Raw genomic sequence first — 16,445 nt, forward strand, 5'->3', positions numbered from 1 at the left:
CTCACCCTGTGGCGCATGGCGACTTGCGAAGTTTGCGGCAACAGCTACGGCATGACCTTCGAGGTGCACGCCCAGGGCGCGGTCCACGTCTTCGACTGCTTCTCCTGCGCGATCCACCGCATGGCCCCGATCTGCGAGCACTGCCGGGTGCAGATCATCGGGCAGGGCGTCGAGGTCGAGGGCCACTGGTACTGCGGCGCCCACTGCGCCCGGGCGGAGGGGAAGGTGGGCATCGTCGACCACGTCTGAGCCCGGACCCGACGGGCGGCCCGCCCCACCCCGGTCCCCCCTGCCGACAGCACCCCACGACCCAAGATGTACCGTCGTGGGGTGTACCGCTTCCTGTTGTCCCGGCAGTGGGTGATCCTCACCCTTGTCGCCCTCGCGCTCATCCCGACGATGATCGAGCTGGGCTTCTGGCAGCTGCACCGGCACGAGCACAAGGTCGCGCTGAACCGGGTGATCGCGGACTCGCTGGCGTCGAAGCCGGTGCCGGCCGAGTCGCTGACCGCGCCCGGAGCCGAGGTGAAGGACGCGAACCTGTACCGGCCGGTGACGGCGAAGGGTCGCTTCGACACCGGCCGCGAGGTCGTCGTACGCCGGCGCACCAACGCGGACGACCAGGTCGGCTTCCACGTCCTCACCCCCTTCGTGCTCACCGACGGCAAGGTCCTGCTGGTCAACCGGGGCTGGATCCCCGCGGGTGACCTCGGCGAGACCGCGTTCCCGAAGATCCCGGCGCCGCCGCGCGGCGAGATCACCGTCACCGGGCGGCTGATGGCCGACCAGACGACCGCCGAGAGCGGCATCAAGAACGTCCGGGACCTGCCGGACCGCCAGATCATGCTGATCAACAGCGGGCTGGAGGCGAAGCGGCTCGGCGAGCAGGTCCTCGGCGGTTACGTCGAACTGACCGCGCCGCGCCCCCGCGGCGACCTCCCGCAGCTCCTCCCCGCCCCCGACCACGACGACATCGGCCCGCACCTGGCGTACGCCGTCCAGTGGTGGCTGTTCGCCGCCGCCGTCCCGGTCGGCTGGGTGGTCCTCGCCCGCCGCGAGGCCCGCGACCGGGCGCAGGCGAGGGAACGGGACGACGAGACACCGGAGCCCGAGCCGGCCCCGGTGTAGCCGGGAGCGCGCGCCCGTCCCGGTGCATCCGGAGCGCGCGCCGGCCCCGCGGGGCAGCCAGGAGCACAAGCCGGCCCCGTGGCAGCGAAGCCCGAGCCGTCCCGGCGCAGTCAAGTTCCGAGCGGTCCGGTGTGGCCGCAGCCCCGAGCCGTCCCGGTGCGGCCGCAACCCGAGCCGTCCGTCACACGACCGGCGCCGGATCCCGCCCCGATTGGCCCCCCGGTCCGCCGGGAACCCGCACTCCGTGCATCCCCGTATCGAGGACTACGCGCTCATCGGCGACGAGCAGACGGCGGCGCTCGTCGGTCGGGACGGATCCGTCGACTGGCTCTGCCTGCCCCGGTTCGACTCGGGCGCCTGCTTCGCCAAGCTGCTCGGCGACGAGGAGAACGGCCACTGGAAGCTCGCCCCGAAAGGGGCCGAGGGCCCCTGTACCCGCCGCGCCTACCGCCCCGGCACGCTGGTGCTGGACACCGAGTGGGAGACCCCGCAGGGCGCGGTGCGGGTCACCGACCTGATGCCGCAGCGCGACCGCGCCCCCGACCTCGTCCGCATCGTCGAGGGCCTGAGCGGCAGCGTCACCATGCACGGCGTACTGCGGCTGCGGTTCGACTACGGCTCGATCGTGCCGTGGGTGCGCCGCTCCGACGGCCACCGGGTGGCCGTCGCGGGCCCCGACTCGGCGTGGCTGCGCAGCGAGCCCCCGGTCGACACCTGGGGCAAGGACTTCAGCACCCATTCCGAGTTCACGGTCCGCGCGGGCGAGCGGGTCGCGTTCGTGCTCACCTGGCACCCCTCGCACGAGCCGCGCCCGCCGCTGGTCGACCCGTACGAGGCGCTGGAGCACAGTGTCGCCGACTGGCAGGCCTGGTCGGCCCGGTGCCGCTACGAGGGCCCGTACCACGAGGAGGTGCTCCGCTCCCTGATCACCCTGAAGGCGCTCACCTACGCCCCGACCGGCGGCATCGTCGCCGCGCCCACCACCTCCCTGCCCGAGGAGATCGGCGGGGTGCGCAACTGGGACTACCGCTACTGCTGGCTGCGCGACTCCACCCTCACCCTCGGCGCCCTGCTCGCGGCGGGCTACCGGGAGGAGGCCGAGGCGTGGCGCGAGTGGCTGCTGCGCGCGGTCGCGGGCGACCCGGCCGACCTGCAGATCATGTACGGGCTGGCGGGCGAGCGGCGGCTGCCGGAGACCGAGCTGCCGTGGCTGCCCGGGTTCGCCGACTCACGGCCGGTGCGGATCGGCAACGCGGCCGTCAAGCAGGTGCAGCTGGACGTGTACGGCGAAGTGATGGACACCCTGTCGCTGGCCAGGAGCGCGGGCATGGAACTGCTGCCCCAGGCCTGGGCCATCCAGCGGTCGATGGTGGACTTCCTGAGCCGGGCCTGGCGGGAGCCGGACGAGGGGCTGTGGGAGGTGCGCGGCGGGCGCCGGCACTTCGTCCACTCCAAGGTGATGGTGTGGGTGGCCGCCGACCGCGCGGTGCGCGCCCTGGAGCGTTACCCGCAGCTCAGGGGCGACCGGGAGCGCTGGGAGGCGCTGCGCGACGAGGTGCACCGCGAGGTGTGCGAGCGCGGCTACGACCCCGCGCGGAACACCTTCACCCAGTCCTACGGCTCACGGGAGCTGGACGCCGCGCTGCTGCTGATCCCGCGCGTCGGCTTCCTGCCGCCCGACGACCCGAGGGTGCTGGGCACCATCGACGCGGTCCGCAAGGAGCTGTGCCACGGCGGCCTCATGCGCCGCTACACCACCCTGCACACCACCGTCGACGGGCTGCCCGGCGACGAGGGCACCTTCCTGGTGTGCTCGTTCTGGCTGGCCGACGCCCTGCACCTGACGGGCCGTACGGAGGAGGCCCGCGAGCTGTTCGCACACCTGGTGGGGCTCGTCAACGACGTGGGCCTGCTGGCGGAGGAGTACGACCCCTCGACCGGCCGCCAGCTCGGCAACTTCCCGCAGGCCTTCAGCCACATCGGACTGGTGAACACCGCCCTCGCCCTGTACGGGGGCGAGCAGGCAGGATAGGGCCCATGGATCTTGGACTGAAGGACCGGGTGTACGTCGTCACCGGGGGCACGCGCGGCCTCGGCAACGCCTCCGCGCGGGAGCTGGTCGCCGACGGGGCGAAGGTGGTCATCACCGGGCGGGACGAGAAGACCGTCGCCGACGCGGCGGCCGCGCTGGGCCCGGACGCGGCCGGGGTGGCCGTGGACAACGCCGACCCGCAGGCACCCGAACGGGTGATCGCCGCCGCGCGGGAGCGGTTCGGGCGGTTCGACGGCATCCTCGTCAGCGTCGGCGGACCGCCCGCCGGGTTCGTCGCCGACACCACCGACGAGCAGTGGCGGACGGCGTTCGAGTCGGTGTTCCTGGGAGCGGTGCGGCTGGCCCGCGCGGCGGCCGCGGAGCTGGACGAGGGCGGCGTCATCGGGTTCGTGCTGTCGGGGTCCGTCTACGAGCCGATCGCCGGGCTGACCGTCTCCAACGGCCTGCGGCCCGGGCTCGCGGGCTTCGCCAAGTCCCTCGCAGACGAGCTGGGCCCGCGCGGCATCCGGGTGATCGGGGTGCTGCCGGGGCGCATCGACACCGACCGGGTGCGCGAGCTGGACGCCCTGTCCGCGGATCCGGAGGCGACGCGCGCGGCGTCCGAGTCGCAGATCCCGCTGCGCCGGTACGGCACGCCGCAGGAGTTCGGGCGGACGGCGGCGTTCCTGCTGTCCCCGGCCGCGTCCTACCTGACCGGCGTCATGGTGCCGGTGGACGGCGGGGCCCGGCACGGCTTCTGAGCCGCCGGCCGGGCCGGTCAGCTCACGCGCTCCGCGTGGTGCCTGACGCCGCGCAGGCGGACCTCCGCGGGCAGCGCGGCCAGGCCCGCCGACTCGCGGGCGTGGTCCAGGGGCCGGTCGGTGAGGTCCCGCAGGGCGGTGCCCGGGTCGGCGTCCGGCTCCAGCAGCAGCCGTACGCGGGTCTTCGGGGCGGTGCGGCGGCCGGTGAGCCGGACGTGGGCGCGGGCGACGCCGTCCAGCCCGGCCGTCTCCGTCTCCAGGGCGTCCTCCAGGGCCCGGCCCCGCAGGTGCGCTCCCTCGCCGTCCCCGGTGTCGACCAGCACCTCGGTCAGCCGGTGGCGGCGCAGCACGGCGGCCAGCCACCACAGGGCGAGCAGGAGGAGCACGGCGAGGACGGCGATAACGACGGGCCACCACCAGCCGGAGTCCCGCCAGCGGGTGCGTTCGCCCGCGCCGAGCAGCACGTCGTCGCGGCCCTGGTGGATCCACCAGGAGGGTGCCGGCGCGCCGAGGCCGACGGCGAGGACGGAACCCCCCAGCACGAGGAGGACGAGCCCCAGGAGGCCGAGCAGGAGGCGGTTGACGGTGGTGGCCACGCTTCTCATCCCTTCCGTCCGGGCCGCCGGACGCGCACGGACAGGGCGGGCGGCCGGGCCAGGCCCAGGGCCGTGACCGCCTCGCCGAGCACGGCGTCCAGATCGGCGCGGACGTCGTCCAGTTCGCGGAAGTGGGACACCGCGCGGACGTCGGCTTTCCGGCGGCGCACCCGTACCCGTGCCGACTGCACACCCGACACGTCCATGGCCCGGTCGCGCAGCATGGCCTCGGCGGCCGGCCGGTCCAGCGCGGCGCGCACGTCGGGGTGGGTGCGCCGCATCGGCAGCAGGGAGCGCAGGCCGGGCGTGAGGGCGAGGAGGAGCAGCCAGAGACCGAGGGCCGCGGCGACGGCGGCGCCGGTGAGGACCCAGACGTCGTCCAGGGGCCGTTCGGCGAGCTGCCCGGCGAGCGCGCGGCGCCAGCGCATGCCCGGCCGGCCCGCGCGGACGGCGGCGATGTCGTAGAGGAAGAGGCCCACGAGGGCGAGCAGCAGCACGGCGGCGATGCCCGCGGGGACGCGGCGCGCGGACCAGAAACGGCGGCCGGTGCCCGGCGCGGTCGCGTCCGGCGCGTCCTTCTCCAGGACCGGCACCGGCCGGGTGGTGCCCGGGGAGCCGTGGGGTTCGCTCATCGCGTCCTCCCCTGTGCCGTGGCGGACGCCGGCGGGTACAGCCGCTCCACCTGGACGGCGACCTCCGGCACGTCGAATCCCACCAGCGCGCCCACCCGCTCCGTGACGTGCCGGCGTACGGCCCGGCAGCGGGCGCCGATGTCGGCGGGGTAGCCGAGTTCGAGGTGGACGCGGACGCGGGCGGTGTCGTGACGGACGATCACGGTCGCGTGCGGCGGCGTGGCCTCCGCGGGCAGCTCGCCGGCCGCCTCACGGGCCGCCTGGGAAGCGATCTTGGCGACGACCCGGTCGGCGATCCGGGTCGCGCCGCGCTCGCCGGGCGGCACGGCGGTCGGGGGACGCGAGATTCCGGCCCCCTCGCTCACCCCGGTCACCGCCGCCGGTCGTCACGCGGACGGAACAGGTCGCCGAGGTCCATGTCCCCCTCAAGGAACCGGCCGACGACGAACCCGACGGCACCCAGGGCCGCCACCAGCAGGAACGCGCCGAATCCGCCGAAATATCCGGCGAAGCCCAACGCCATACCGGCGATCAAGCCGACCACGGCCATGCTCATGCTGCGCTCCTATGTCACTGGATCCGGGGCTCCGGCTGCTCCTCGTCCTCTTCGTCCGGGAGCTTGACGTCGCTGACGGCGATGTTGACCTCGACCACTTCGAGGCCGGTCATCCGCTCCACGGCGCCGATGACGTTCTCCCGCACGTCGCGGGCCACGTCGGCGATCGCGAAGCCGTACTCGACGACGATCTCCAGGTCGAGCGCGGTCTGCTTCTCGCCGACCTCGGCCTTCACGCCGCGGGTCACCGACTTCGTGCCGCCGGGCACCCGGTCGCGGACGGCGCCGAAGGTGCGGCTGAGGCCGCTGCCCATGGCGTGCACACCCTCGACGTCCCGGGCGGCGAGCCCGGCGATCTTCTCCACCACACCGTCGGCGATGGTGGTGCGCCCCCGGGAGCCGGGGTCGCCACCGCCGCGCTGGGTGGCCTTGCGGGTCTGCACCGGCGAGTCGGTGCCGCCCTCGGAGGTCTGCGTCCGGTTCCGGTCGGTCATGTCGGTCATCGCCGTACGTCCCTCTCGGTCGTCGTTCTTCGACCACCGTAAGCCGGGTTGCTCGGTCGCGCGCTGTGGATGGGGCACGCTGGAGCAATGACGGAGCGTTGGACGCGGGCAGTACGCGAACAGTTGGGTCTCGGCAGGATCCTGCCTTTGGGTGACGCGCGCGATGGTGCGTGGATCACGGAGGACGCGGCACGGGCGGTGCTGCGGGGCGCCGTGGACGGGGTGACGGGTGTCCGGCTGGGCGACCTCCGGATCGGCCTGGCCGACCCGGAGCACACCTACGATCCGGCCGTACCGGCCCCGCCGAGCGCGCTGCCGCCGGGGCCGCTGCGGGTCACGGCGGAGCTGGCGGCCGTGGCGGCGCTGCCGCTGCCGGAGTCCGCGGCGCGGGTACGGCTCGCGCTCGCGGAGGTCTCGGCGCGGCGGCTGGGGCTGCGGGTCGCGGAGGTGGACCTGCGGGTGACGGACCTGCTGGACGAGGATCCGGGCCCGGCCGCGGTACGGCCGCCCGAGCCGCCGGCCGCGCCCGAGCCTGACCCGGGCGACCAGGCGCGTGTGGCGTCCGTGGCGCTCTCCGTGCCCGGCGTCGCCCGCCTGACCGGCGCGCTGGGCGGCATGGGCCGCGGCGTGCACGTCGAGCGGCCACGGGACGGCGAGGACGCCCTGGCACGCCGGCACGTCTGGCTGGAACTGGCCGTCCTCGCGGACCACCGTGCCGTGGAGGTGGCCCGCGAGGTGCGCGCCCGCGTGGGCGAGGCCCTGCCGGACCACCCGACGGTGGCGGTCCTGGTCACATCGGCGGGCTGAGCGGCGCACCCCCGGCTGCCGGCCGTCCCCCGCGACCGGTTGCCCGCCGTGCCGCGGCGACCGCCCGCGCGGGGCGACCCATTCGGTCACCCGCGGAACCGCCGCGCGGTGGCCCACGGCCCGCTGATGCCGTGGGGGCGCCCTGCGCGGTGGTCCAGTCGGTGAGGGTCCTGATCACGTCGCGGTGCGAGCGATGCACGTTGCCCTCGCGCCTGCGCGGCCGGTTGCCGGCCGTGCCCCGGCGCTTGCCCGCGCGGGGCGGCGCTTTCGCCCACCCCGCGGAGCCGCCGCGCCGGCGCACGGCCCGCTGAGGCCGTGGATGCGCCGTACTCGGTGGTTCCCGTCGGTGGGGATGCTGGTTTCGTCGCGGGGCGAGGGGCGCGCGGTTGCCCGCCGTACGCCCGGCGACCGGCCGCGCGGGGTGGCCCCTTCGGGCACCCCGCGCGAGTCGCCGCGCGGTGACCCCGCCGGCTGATGCCGTGAGGGCGGCGCGTGTGGTGGGGTCAGTCGCCGAGGCCGGCCAGGTCGCGCAGGCGGCGGGCCTGGGCCTGGCGTTCGGCGGTGCGCTGTTCCTCGTAGGTGCGGTCCTGGGCGCCGCGCAGCAGGGCCTTGGTCTCGATGACGGCGTCGCGCGGCGCGGCCAGCAGCGCGGTGGCCAGGTCACGGACGGCGGCGTCGAGCTGGTCGCCGGGTACGGCGATGTTCGCCAGCCCGGTGGTCACGGCCTCGTCGGCGTGGACGAACCGCCCGGTGGCGCAGATCTCCAGCGCGCGGGCGTATCCGACGAGCCCCACCAGCGGATGGGTGCCGGTGAGGTCGGGCACCAGCCCGAGGCTGGTCTCGCGCATGGCGAACTGCACGTCGTCGGCGACAACGCGCAGGTCGCACGCGAGTGCGAGTTGGAACCCGGCGCCGATGGCATGCCCCTGGACGGCGGCGATGGACACGAGGTCACTCCGTCGCCACCAGGTGAAGGCCTCCTGGTACTCGGCGATGGTGGCGTCCAGCTCGGCGTCCGAGCCGCGCGCCAGGTCGAGGAACGACGGCTCGCCGTCGAAGCCCTCGGGCGTGAACGCCTGCCGGTCGAGCCCGGCCGAGAACGACTTGCCCTCGGCGCGCAGCACGACCACGCGGACGGTGCCCGGCAGCAGCCGGCCGGCCTCGGCCAGCGCCCGCCACAGAGCGGGGCTCTGCGCGTTGCGCTTGGCCGGGTTGGTCAGCGTCACCGTGGCGATCGCGTCGTCGACGGTGAGCCGTACGCCGTCCTTGTCGAGTACCGGATCGATTACCGGGTCGAGCGAAGCCATGGGGCGCCTCCGATGGGTGCGGTCATCGTGAGTGCCGTGCCATGCGGCGGGCACTCCTAAGTGACTGCACAGTAACCACCCGGCCGGTCATCTCGACGACCGGGTGGCCGCCATCGAGGGCGCGGGGCCGCCCGGGGTCAGGCCGACTGGGCCTTCTTGCCCCGGGTCGCCCCGCCACGCCCACGGAGCGTGACGCCCGATTCGCTCAGCATGCGGTGCACAAAGCCATACGAGCGGCCGGTCTCCTCGGCCAACGCCCGGATGCTCGCACCGGCGTCGTACTTCTTCTTCAGGTCTGCCGCGAGCTTGTCGCGCGCGGCGCCGGTCACCCGGCTGCCCTTCTTCAGAGTCTCGGCCACCCGTGCCTCCTCATGGGAAGTGCGCTCTGGTCTCCTCATGATCACCCCTCCGGGGCTTCATGGCCACCCATTCGGCAAGGTCTGTGGATGAGGGTTGTGACGACAGGAGTGCGTCCCCACAAGCGGAATCCATGATTCGACCCGCCGGATCGCATGCGTCCGAACGGGTTGTTCCGTGAAGTGGCAGGTCAGAGACGCAGCGCGGCCGACCCCTTGTCGACAAAGGGATCGGCCGCGAAATCGGTGTACGACACACTCTGGGATGAGGAGATCTCACACAGATGATGGATCACGGCTGGGCCGAATGATCCATACTCCGTGGATCACCTCTTCGATCACGCCGGAGTGACGCGGAAGCGGCGCCGGAGTGACGCGGTCAGGCGAGGGCGACGAGGTCGGCGTAGTCCGCGCCCCACAGGTCCTCGACGCCGTCCGGCAGCAGGATGATCCGCTCCGGCTGGAGCGCCTCGACCGCGCCCTCGTCATGGGTGACCAGGACGACCGCGCCCTTGTAGGTGCGCAGCGCGCCCAGGATCTCCTCGCGGCTGGCTGGGTCGAGGTTGTTGGTGGGCTCGTCGAGCAGCAGCACGTTGGCCGAGGAGACCACCAGGGTGGCCAGCGCGAGCCGGGTCTTCTCACCGCCGGAGAGGACCCCGGCCGGCTTGTCGACGTCGTCGCCGGAGAACAGGAACGAGCCGAGCACTTTGCGGACCTCGACGAGGTCCAGGTCGGGGGCCGCGGAGCGCATGTTCTCCAGGACCGTGCGGTCCGGGTCCAGGGTCTCGTGCTCCTGCGCGTAGTAGCCGAGCTTGAGGCCGTGACCCTCGATGACCCGGCCGGTGTCGGGCTTCTCCACGCCCGCCAGCAGCCGCAGCAGGGTGGTCTTGCCGGCGCCGTTGAGGCCGAGGATGACCACGCGGGAGCCCTTGTCGATGGCCAGGTCGACGTCGGTGAAGATCTCCAGTGAGCCGTACGACTTCGACAGGCCCTCCGCGGTCAGCGGGGTCTTGCCGCAGGGCGCGGGCTCGGGGAAGCGCAGCTTGGCGACCTTGTCGGACTGGCGCGCCTCCTCCAGTCCGGCGAGCAGCTTCTCCGCGCGGCGGGCCATGTTCTGCGCGGCGACCGTCTTGGTGGCCTTGGCGCGCATCTTGTCGGCCTGCGCGTTGAGGGCGGCGGCCTTCTTCTCGGCGTTGGCGCGCTCGCGCTTGCGGCGCTTCTCGTCGGCCTCGCGCTGCTGCTGGTAGAGCCTCCAGCCCATGTTGTAGATGTCGATCGTGGCGCGGTTGGCGTCCAGGTAGAACACCTTGTTGACGACCGTTTCCACCAGGTCGACGTCGTGCGAGATGACGATGAAGCCGCCGCGGTAGGTCTTGAGGTAGTCGCGCAGCCAGACGATCGAGTCGGCGTCGAGGTGGTTCGTCGGCTCGTCGAGCAGCAGGGTGTCCGCGTCCGAGAAGAGGATGCGGGCCAGTTCGACGCGGCGGCGCTGACCGCCGGAGAGGGTGTGCAGCGGCTGGCCGAGCACCCGGTCGGGCAGGTTGAGCGCGGCGGCGATGGTCGCGGCCTCGGCCTCGGCGGCGTACCCGCCCTTGGTGAGGAACTCCGTCTCCTGCCGCTCGTACTGCCGCAGCGCCTTTTCGCGCGTGGCGCCCTGGCCGTTCGCGATGCGCTGCTCGTTGTCGCGCATCTTGCGGATCAGGACGTCGAGGCCGCGCGCGGAGAGGATGCGGTCGCGGGCGAGGACGTCGAGGTCGCCGGTGCGGGGGTCCTGCGGGAGGTAGCCCACCTCGCCGGAGCGGGTGATGGTGCCGGCCGCGGGGGTGCCCTCGCCGGCCAGGCACTTGGTGAGGGTGGTCTTGCCGGCGCCGTTGCGGCCGACCAGGCCGATGCGGTCGCCCTTGGCGACACGGAAGGTGGCGGACTCGATGAGGACGCGGGCACCGGCACGCAGCTCGATACCGGAGGCGGAGATCACGGACAGACTCCAGGGCGGATGGTGGGCGGGACGGGGGGCTCGAAGACGTTCCCGCCGTCTAATGCGCGAGGAGAATGGCCATGGGCCCCAGTCTAACGGGGTGGTGCAACCACTTTTTCTGCGTTCGGGTGTTCGGTACGGCCGCCGTGCGGGCCCGGCGGGTGGTCGTTGCCGAGGGGGCGGCGGTCCGGGGTGATCCGGCCCAGGTCGTCCACGGCGACGAGCTGGGCGGTCCAGGCGGCGGACGGGCCGCAGGGCTGGGCGAGCAGCAGCGGCCGGCCGTGACGGACGGCACGTTCGGGCGCGAAGGCGCAGCCCGGGCGGGCGGGCAGCACCCAGCGCAGATCGCCGTCGGCGAGGCGGTACGCCGAGACGCGGCGGGGTGTGACGACCGCGAGCATGCCCCGCCCCAGCGGGCGCAGCACGCCGGTGCCGCCCCGCGCGCGGAGCCAGCCCGCGGCGGCCGGGAGGGCGCGGTGCCAGCGCACGCGGTGGCCGTCCGTGGCCGTGACCAGCCCGTCGTCCCAGAGCGTGATCGCCTCCCCGCGCGCGGGGAGCACCGCGAGGGGGCGCCTGCCGTCACGGGCGTGCCGCCAGCGGAGCACCCCGGTGCGGGGGTCCCGGGCCTCCACGGCGGCCCGGTCGATACGGGGCTCGGACCCATCCGCGCCCGCCACGCGCGCGTGGACGGTGAGCCGGTCCCCGTAGGGGGCGGGCCGGACCTGATGGGCGGCGGCCAGGAGGGGCGCGGCGAGGGCGAAGGCGAGGGCGGCGGTCAGCAGCCGCCGGGCGGGGAGAAGCCGGGAGGCGCAGCCGGTGAGAGGGGGCGGGAGCAGGGGGTGGGCGGGGAGGGCGTGGGCCGCCGGGAGCGGGTGCGGGGCACGGGGTGGGGCGGTGGAGGCGCCGGGTGCGGAAGCGGGGGGAGGCGGGACCGCGGGGCGGAGGGTGAGGCGGGGCGGGAGCACGCGCGGGAGGCGGAGGGCCACGAGGGTGCGCGGCGGCCGCCGGGCTGGGAGTGCGGGCAGAGCGCGCACGAGCGCGGACCGGAGCAGGCCGGCGAGCCGGCGGGTCGGAGGGGTCCGCAGTGGGCCGTGGGCGGGGGCCGTCGGGAGGTGGACCGGGGAGTGCGGCGCCGAGGGGGTGTCGGGGTCGGCGGGCGGTTCGGCCGCCTTGTGCGGGAGGACGGCCACGGCGTTCCCCTCGGCCCTGGAGAAGCCCGCCGTGACGTCCTCGGGGCCTGGGGAGGCCGTCTCCGGCGACCCGCCGGCCGCGGATCAGGCGCAGAGCGTAGCCACGCGCGGGCCGCCGGGCGGGAGGCGTGGGGCGGGACACGCGGGCGGGCGGGGGCGCGTCGCCCGTTCGGCGGCGTCGTCCGACGGCCGGTCGGGGGTGCGGGGCCGGGCCGTTGTCAGTGGCGGCTGCGAGACTGATGTGCGTGGTCGAGCACGAAGGAGTGATCGATATGGCAGGCATGGGGAACGGACGCCCGAGCATCTTCCCGACGCTGCTGTACGCGGACGCCAAGGCGGCGATCCGCCAGCTCACGGAGGCCCTCGGATTCACCGAGCTGTCGGTGTACGAGGGCGAGGACGGCGCGGTGCTGCACGCCGAGCTGGCGCAGGGCAACGGCGCGGTGATGGTCGGTTCCAAGGGCCGCGGCGGCGTCTTCGACTCGGCGATGAAGAACGCGGGCCCGGCCGGGGTATACATCGTGGTGGACGACGTGGACGCACACCACCGCCGGGCCGTGGACCACGGTGTGGAGATCGTGATGCCTCCGACGGACCAGGACTACGGCTCCCGCGACTACATGGCCCGGGACCTGGAGGGCAACATCTGGTCCTTCGGCACCTACGCCCCGCAGATACCGGCCTGAGCGACCGCCCCGGCCGCCGCCCGGGCCGGCACCGGTCACCGCCCGGGCCGGCCCGGTCACCGTCTCAGCTGCCCCCGGTGTGCACCTGGAAGGCCGCCCGCCGCACCGCCTTGGCCAGGGCCGGGTCGGGGTGGGCGGCGGCCAGGGCGACCAGTACCTGCACGGTGCGGGGGTGGCCGACGGCGCGCACCTCGTCGAGCAGCGCGGGCACGGTGGGCTGTACGGCGGACTCCAGATGCCGGACGAGCAGCGGGGCCTCGCCGTGGTCGGCCAGCGCGGCGGCCGTGTCGACCCACAGCCAGGTGGCCTCCTCGCGGGTCAGCACCTCGTGGGCGTCCTCGGGGTCCTTGCCCTCGTGCTCGGCGAGCCACAGCAGCGCGTAGGGGCGCAGCGTCGGCTCGTCCAGTACCCCCCGTACGTCGGGCTCGGCGGGGGCGCCGACCACGCGCAGCGCCTCGAAGGCGAGGCCGCGCAGCAGGGCGTCGTCGCCGCGGGCGGCGTCCAGCAGCTCGGTGACGGCGCTGCCCACCGGCCGGGCGGCGAGCCAGGCGCGGTACTCGGCGCGGGCCGCGTTGGGCCGCAGCTGGGCGCAGCCGCGCAGCATGTCCTCGGCGGCGGCCTCGATGTTCCCGGCGGGGCTCTGCGCGGCGACGCAGATCTGCTCCAGCTTCACCCACACCGCCCAGCTGCCCAGCGGGGTGAGGGTGGCTTGTCCGTCGCCGCAGGTGAGGGCGCCGACGGAGGCGAGGGCGTGCAGGGCCCAGTCGAGCAGCGGGGCGAGTTCGGCGTCGGCGGGATCGGCGGGGGCGGCGGGTTCCGTGACGCCGGGGGCGGGTGCGGGGCAGGCGGGTTCGCGCTGCGGGCCGTAGGGGACCTCGCAGCGCGCGGTGCGCAGTTCCCGCACCCGCTGCTGGAGCAGGTCGAGCAGCTGCTCGACGGGGACCGGTCCGGCGGACAGCTGGAGGAAGGAGAGCACCTGCGGCATGGCCGAGACGACCTCGGCGACGGCGGCGGGCTCGTGGTCGGCGGGCTCCGGATAGGCGAGCGACCAGGCGTCGAACAGGGCGACCCAGCCGCGCAGCACGGCGGTGTCGTCGCGGTCCCAGGCGCGCAGCCGCCAGCCGGAGCGGGCGCTGTCGCCGTGCACCTCGACGAGGCCGGCCAGCCGGGCCGTGTCCCAGTCGGCACGGACCTGGGCGGGTGTGAGGCCCAGCTCGGCGGCCGCGCGTTCGGCGGTCGCGTCGGCGAGGGTGGCCTTTCCGTCGGAGCTGCCGACGGATCTGCCGGGGCGCAGGGCGGTGTCGGCCCAGCGCGCCACGCGGGCGGCGCCGGCCAGCCTGGAGCGTGCCATTCCGGCCAGTGCGGAGGGGGCCGGGGTGCCCTCCGGAGGGCGCGGTGCGGGGCGGCGCGCGGGCCGCTGGTTCATCGCTCGGGGGGCGGCGGCCAGGGGTCGCGGGCGGACGAGTCGAAGCCTGGAGTCGCGCGGGATACGGGACGTCACGGGTGCAGTCTTCCGGTTGACGGTCCGAAAACCCAAACGGAATGTCACGGGGGGCTACGGGACTGGCCAAGGGGCTGGGGCCTTCAGGGGCGGAAGGCCGTGAACCGGACAGTGGTACGGCGTTAAACGGAATCTCCGCGACCGGATGGCGAAGGGGGCGTTTCAGACAGATGGCCGAAGAGTGTCGGGCAGGTGGCCGGGGCCGCGCGGCGGTCCCGCGGCGGCGGTCTCACATCAGGGGGGTGAGGAAGCGGCGGAGGGCTTCCTCGTAGGCCGTGGGGTCGGCGTTCCACATGGCGCCGTGCGGGGCACGCGGGACCGTCTGGAGGGTGACCAGGCCGGGGCGGCGCGCGGCGAACCGCCGGGAGAACTCCCAGGGGGCCACCGCGTCGTCCGGGCCGTGGAAGATCAGCACCGGGATCGTGAGGCCGTCGGCCCGCGCGGCCTCGCCGACGCGGTCGCCGAGCAGGCCGGTGCGCCCCTGGGCGGCGCGCACCGCGAGCGGCAGGAGGGCGCCCGGGGTGCGGCGCGCGGAGGCCAGGGCGCGCAGGGTGGACTCCCAGTGCAGCACCGGGGAGTCCAGGACGAGCCCGGCGATCCGGTCGCGGACGGCGGAGTGGGCGGTGGCGCGCAGGGCCATGGTGGCGCCGGTGGACCAGCCGTGCAGGACGACGCGTGCGGCGCCGTAGCGGGTGGCGTAGCGGATCGCGGCGTCCAGGTCGCGCCACTCGCTCTCGCCGAGGTGGCTCAGGCCGTCGGCGGGCCGGGGCGCGCCGAGGTCGCCGCGGTAGGCGACGTCGAGGACCGGGAAGCGGTGGCGGTGCAGGAACTCCATGACGTTCATGGGGTGTTCCCGGGTGGTGCCGAGGCCGTGCACGGTGATGACCCAGGTGTCCCGGTCGCCGGGCACGAACCAGGCGGGCAGGCCTCCCAGCTCGCCGGGGATGTCCACGTCGGCGTGGTCGAGGCCGAGGGCGGAGTGCGGGTCGCCGACGTAGGCGTTCGGGGTCAGCCAGACCTTGTCGCCGGGCTCAAGGGTGCCGTGGGTGACGCGGTGCAGCCGTCGTACGACGGTGTCGGCGGGGTGCGGGGTGGCGTCCAGGACGGGGCCGACGACCGCGTGCGTTCCGTCGCCGGCCAGGCCGTAGATGCCGGGGCGCAGGGAGGCGAGGTCGCGGGTGAGGGTGATCTGCCCGGCGGCCGTGCCGTGCACGGTGAGCCGGGGTTCGGTGGGCAGCGGGCGGCCCGGCGGCGCCTTGAGCGCGGCGTCGCTGGCGAACCGGCTGGCGGCCACCGCGGCGGCACCGGCGACTGTCAGGGCGGTGACGGCAGCGGCCGTCGCTGTGACAGGGCGCACGGGTCCAGTGTCCGGGCGCGGAGGGCGCAGGGCCAGTGGGCGGCGGGTTCCGGGTGACGGGCGTGGCCGTTTCACCGCCGGGACGCCGCCCGGCCGGCCCGCGGTCACGCGGCGGCCGCGGCCGTGCCCCACCCGCGGTCGTCCGTCGCCACGCCCTACCCGCGGTCGTCCGTCGCGCCGCACCCGCCGTGGCGCCGCGCCCGCCGTGGCTCCGCGCCCGCCGTCGCGCCGGCGTCAGCTCCGCTGGCCGTAGCCCCGCAGTCGTTCCGTGACCTCGTCGAGCCGGCTTTCCGACAGCAGGGTCGGGGTCAGGCCCGGCACGGAGGAGGCGGTGAGCCAGAGGCGGCACATCCACTCCAGCTGGGCGGTGCGGTCGTAGGCCTGGTCGAGGGTGGCGCCGTAGGTGATCGTGCCGTGGTTCTGGAGGAGGCAGCCGGAGCGGCCGTCGAGGGCGCGGAGCATGTTCCCGGCCAGCTCCTCGGTGCCGTAGGTGGCGTACGGGGCGACGCGGATGGGTCCCCCGAGCGCGGCGGCCATGTAGTGGATCAGGGGCAGCTCGGGGACGAGGGTGGAGACGGCCGTCGCGTGGACCGCGTGGGTGTGGACGACGGCGCGGGCGTCGGTGTGGCGGTAGACGGCGAGGTGCATGGGCAGTTCGCTGGTCGGGGCGAGGGTGCCGCGGACCTGCCGGCCGTCGAGGTCGACGGCGGTGAGGTCGGCGGGCGTCAGCCGGTCGTAGGGCACGCCCGACGGCGTGACCAGGACGATGTCCCCGGTCCGTACGGACACGTTGCCGGAGGTGCCGACGACCAGCCCGTCGGCGACGGTCCGCCGGGCCGTCGCGACCAGCGCGTCCCAGGCGCGGGCCTCCTCCTCGCCCGTGCCGCTCCCCCGCGGCCACGCCCCCTCTCGCGCGCCCTCGGTTGCGTCCTCCGGTGCGCCCTCGTGGCCGCCTCGTCCGTCCTGCCGGTCCTCTCGCTGCTCAGCCATGGCGCGATCCTGCCAGGCGGAGCCGGGGCGGGCGCCGGGCCGGGACACGGCAGGCCGAAAGCCGA

18 protein-coding genes are annotated in these 16,445 nt (G+C 74.9%); 6 read left to right on the forward strand and 12 right to left on the reverse strand.

Features of this window, described 5'->3' with window-relative positions; translation table 11 throughout:
* The first annotated feature begins 15 nt into the window (after positions 1 to 15).
* The 4 genes from AB0K92_RS15345 to AB0K92_RS15360 all read left to right on the forward strand — a co-directional run bounded on the left by AB0K92_RS15345 (position 16) and on the right by AB0K92_RS15360 (position 3,921).
* Complete coding sequence (locus AB0K92_RS15345) at positions 16 to 249, forward strand: hypothetical protein (protein WP_365922967.1); 234 nt, start codon at positions 16 to 18, stop codon at positions 247 to 249.
* 81 nt (positions 250 to 330) lie between these two features.
* The gene (locus AB0K92_RS15350; RefSeq protein ID WP_365922969.1) at positions 331 to 1,128 is read left to right on the forward strand and encodes an SURF1 family protein; all 798 of its coding nucleotides are present in this window, start codon (positions 331 to 333) and stop codon (positions 1,126 to 1,128) included.
* A gap of 244 nt (positions 1,129 to 1,372) precedes the next feature.
* The gene (locus AB0K92_RS15355) at positions 1,373 to 3,160 is read left to right on the forward strand and encodes a glycoside hydrolase family 15 protein (RefSeq protein WP_365922971.1); all 1,788 of its coding nucleotides are present in this window, start codon (positions 1,373 to 1,375) and stop codon (positions 3,158 to 3,160) included.
* Positions 3,161 to 3,165: 5 nt separating this feature from the next.
* Positions 3,166 to 3,921 (forward strand): SDR family oxidoreductase, encoded by a 756-nt coding sequence (locus tag AB0K92_RS15360; RefSeq protein WP_365922973.1) that lies wholly within the window; start codon positions 3,166 to 3,168, stop codon positions 3,919 to 3,921.
* A 17-nt stretch (positions 3,922 to 3,938) separates the two neighbouring features.
* Here the strand turns inward: AB0K92_RS15360 and amaP are convergent, their stop codons facing one another.
* The 5 genes from amaP to AB0K92_RS15385 are packed head-to-tail and all read right to left on the reverse strand — an operon-like array spanning position 3,939 to position 6,208.
* Entirely contained in the window at positions 3,939 to 4,526 is a 588-nt protein-coding gene (amaP, locus tag AB0K92_RS15365; RefSeq protein ID WP_365922975.1) for an alkaline shock response membrane anchor protein AmaP, read from the reverse strand.
* A complete protein-coding gene (locus tag AB0K92_RS15370) occupies positions 4,523 to 5,149 on the reverse strand; it encodes a DUF6286 domain-containing protein (RefSeq protein ID WP_365922977.1) in 627 nt (208 codons plus the stop codon). Before AB0K92_RS15370 ends, amaP begins: the two co-directional genes overlap by 4 nt.
* The gene (locus tag AB0K92_RS15375; protein ID WP_365922979.1) at positions 5,146 to 5,523 is read right to left on the reverse strand and encodes a hypothetical protein; all 378 of its coding nucleotides are present in this window, start codon (positions 5,521 to 5,523) and stop codon (positions 5,146 to 5,148) included. Before AB0K92_RS15375 ends, AB0K92_RS15370 begins: the two co-directional genes overlap by 4 nt.
* Complete coding sequence (locus AB0K92_RS15380; RefSeq protein WP_165997250.1) at positions 5,520 to 5,705, reverse strand: hypothetical protein; 186 nt, start codon at positions 5,703 to 5,705, stop codon at positions 5,520 to 5,522. The genes AB0K92_RS15375 and AB0K92_RS15380 overlap by 4 nt, the downstream gene beginning before the upstream one ends.
* Positions 5,706 to 5,719: 14 nt before the next feature.
* Entirely contained in the window at positions 5,720 to 6,208 is a 489-nt protein-coding gene (locus AB0K92_RS15385) for an Asp23/Gls24 family envelope stress response protein (protein ID WP_365922981.1), read from the reverse strand.
* A gap of 87 nt (positions 6,209 to 6,295) precedes the next feature.
* Here AB0K92_RS15385 and AB0K92_RS15390 point away from each other — a divergent pair, with 87 nt between their 5' ends.
* The gene (locus tag AB0K92_RS15390) at positions 6,296 to 7,015 is read left to right on the forward strand and encodes a nucleopolyhedrovirus P10 family protein (RefSeq protein ID WP_365922983.1); all 720 of its coding nucleotides are present in this window, start codon (positions 6,296 to 6,298) and stop codon (positions 7,013 to 7,015) included.
* A gap of 503 nt (positions 7,016 to 7,518) precedes the next feature.
* Here the strand turns inward: AB0K92_RS15390 and AB0K92_RS15395 are convergent.
* The 4 genes from AB0K92_RS15395 to AB0K92_RS15410 form a co-directional block, all read right to left on the reverse strand.
* Positions 7,519 to 8,322: an enoyl-CoA hydratase/isomerase family protein gene (locus AB0K92_RS15395; RefSeq protein ID WP_365922985.1), complete on the reverse strand. Its 804-nt coding sequence runs from the start codon at positions 8,320 to 8,322 to the stop codon at positions 7,519 to 7,521.
* A gap of 137 nt (positions 8,323 to 8,459) precedes the next feature.
* Positions 8,460 to 8,681 (reverse strand): helix-turn-helix domain-containing protein, encoded by a 222-nt coding sequence (locus tag AB0K92_RS15400; RefSeq protein WP_043499642.1) that lies wholly within the window; start codon positions 8,679 to 8,681, stop codon positions 8,460 to 8,462.
* Positions 8,682 to 9,057: 376 nt separating this feature from the next.
* The gene (locus tag AB0K92_RS15405; RefSeq protein WP_365922987.1) at positions 9,058 to 10,656 is read right to left on the reverse strand and encodes an ABC-F family ATP-binding cassette domain-containing protein; all 1,599 of its coding nucleotides are present in this window, start codon (positions 10,654 to 10,656) and stop codon (positions 9,058 to 9,060) included.
* Between the two features lie 92 nt (positions 10,657 to 10,748).
* Positions 10,749 to 11,846 carry a hypothetical protein gene (locus AB0K92_RS15410; protein ID WP_365922989.1) on the reverse strand — a complete coding sequence of 366 codons (1,098 nt, stop codon included), beginning with the start codon at positions 11,844 to 11,846 and terminating at the stop codon, positions 10,749 to 10,751.
* Positions 11,847 to 12,118: 272 nt separating this feature from the next.
* On the opposite strand from AB0K92_RS15410, the gene AB0K92_RS15415 reads away from it, so the two are divergent.
* Complete coding sequence (locus AB0K92_RS15415) at positions 12,119 to 12,532, forward strand: VOC family protein (RefSeq protein ID WP_365922991.1); 414 nt, start codon at positions 12,119 to 12,121, stop codon at positions 12,530 to 12,532.
* Between the two features lie 64 nt (positions 12,533 to 12,596).
* Here the strand turns inward: AB0K92_RS15415 and AB0K92_RS15420 are convergent, their stop codons facing one another.
* The 3 genes from AB0K92_RS15420 to AB0K92_RS15430 all read right to left on the reverse strand — a co-directional run bounded on the left by AB0K92_RS15420 (position 12,597) and on the right by AB0K92_RS15430 (position 16,380).
* Positions 12,597 to 14,033 carry a hypothetical protein gene (locus tag AB0K92_RS15420; protein WP_365922993.1) on the reverse strand — a complete coding sequence of 479 codons (1,437 nt, stop codon included), beginning with the start codon at positions 14,031 to 14,033 and terminating at the stop codon, positions 12,597 to 12,599.
* 229 nt (positions 14,034 to 14,262) lie between these two features.
* Positions 14,263 to 15,390, reverse strand: coding sequence for a hypothetical protein (locus AB0K92_RS15425; protein WP_365922995.1), 1,128 nt, complete (start codon positions 15,388 to 15,390; stop codon positions 14,263 to 14,265).
* A gap of 234 nt (positions 15,391 to 15,624) precedes the next feature.
* Positions 15,625 to 16,380, reverse strand: coding sequence for a class II aldolase/adducin family protein (locus AB0K92_RS15430; RefSeq protein ID WP_365922997.1), 756 nt, complete (start codon positions 16,378 to 16,380; stop codon positions 15,625 to 15,627).
* Positions 16,381 to 16,445 lie beyond the last annotated feature (65 nt).

The sequence above is a fragment of the Streptomyces sp. NPDC052687 genome, from assembly GCF_040678395.1.
Taxonomy (GTDB): Bacteria; Actinomycetota; Actinomycetes; order Streptomycetales; family Streptomycetaceae; genus Streptomyces.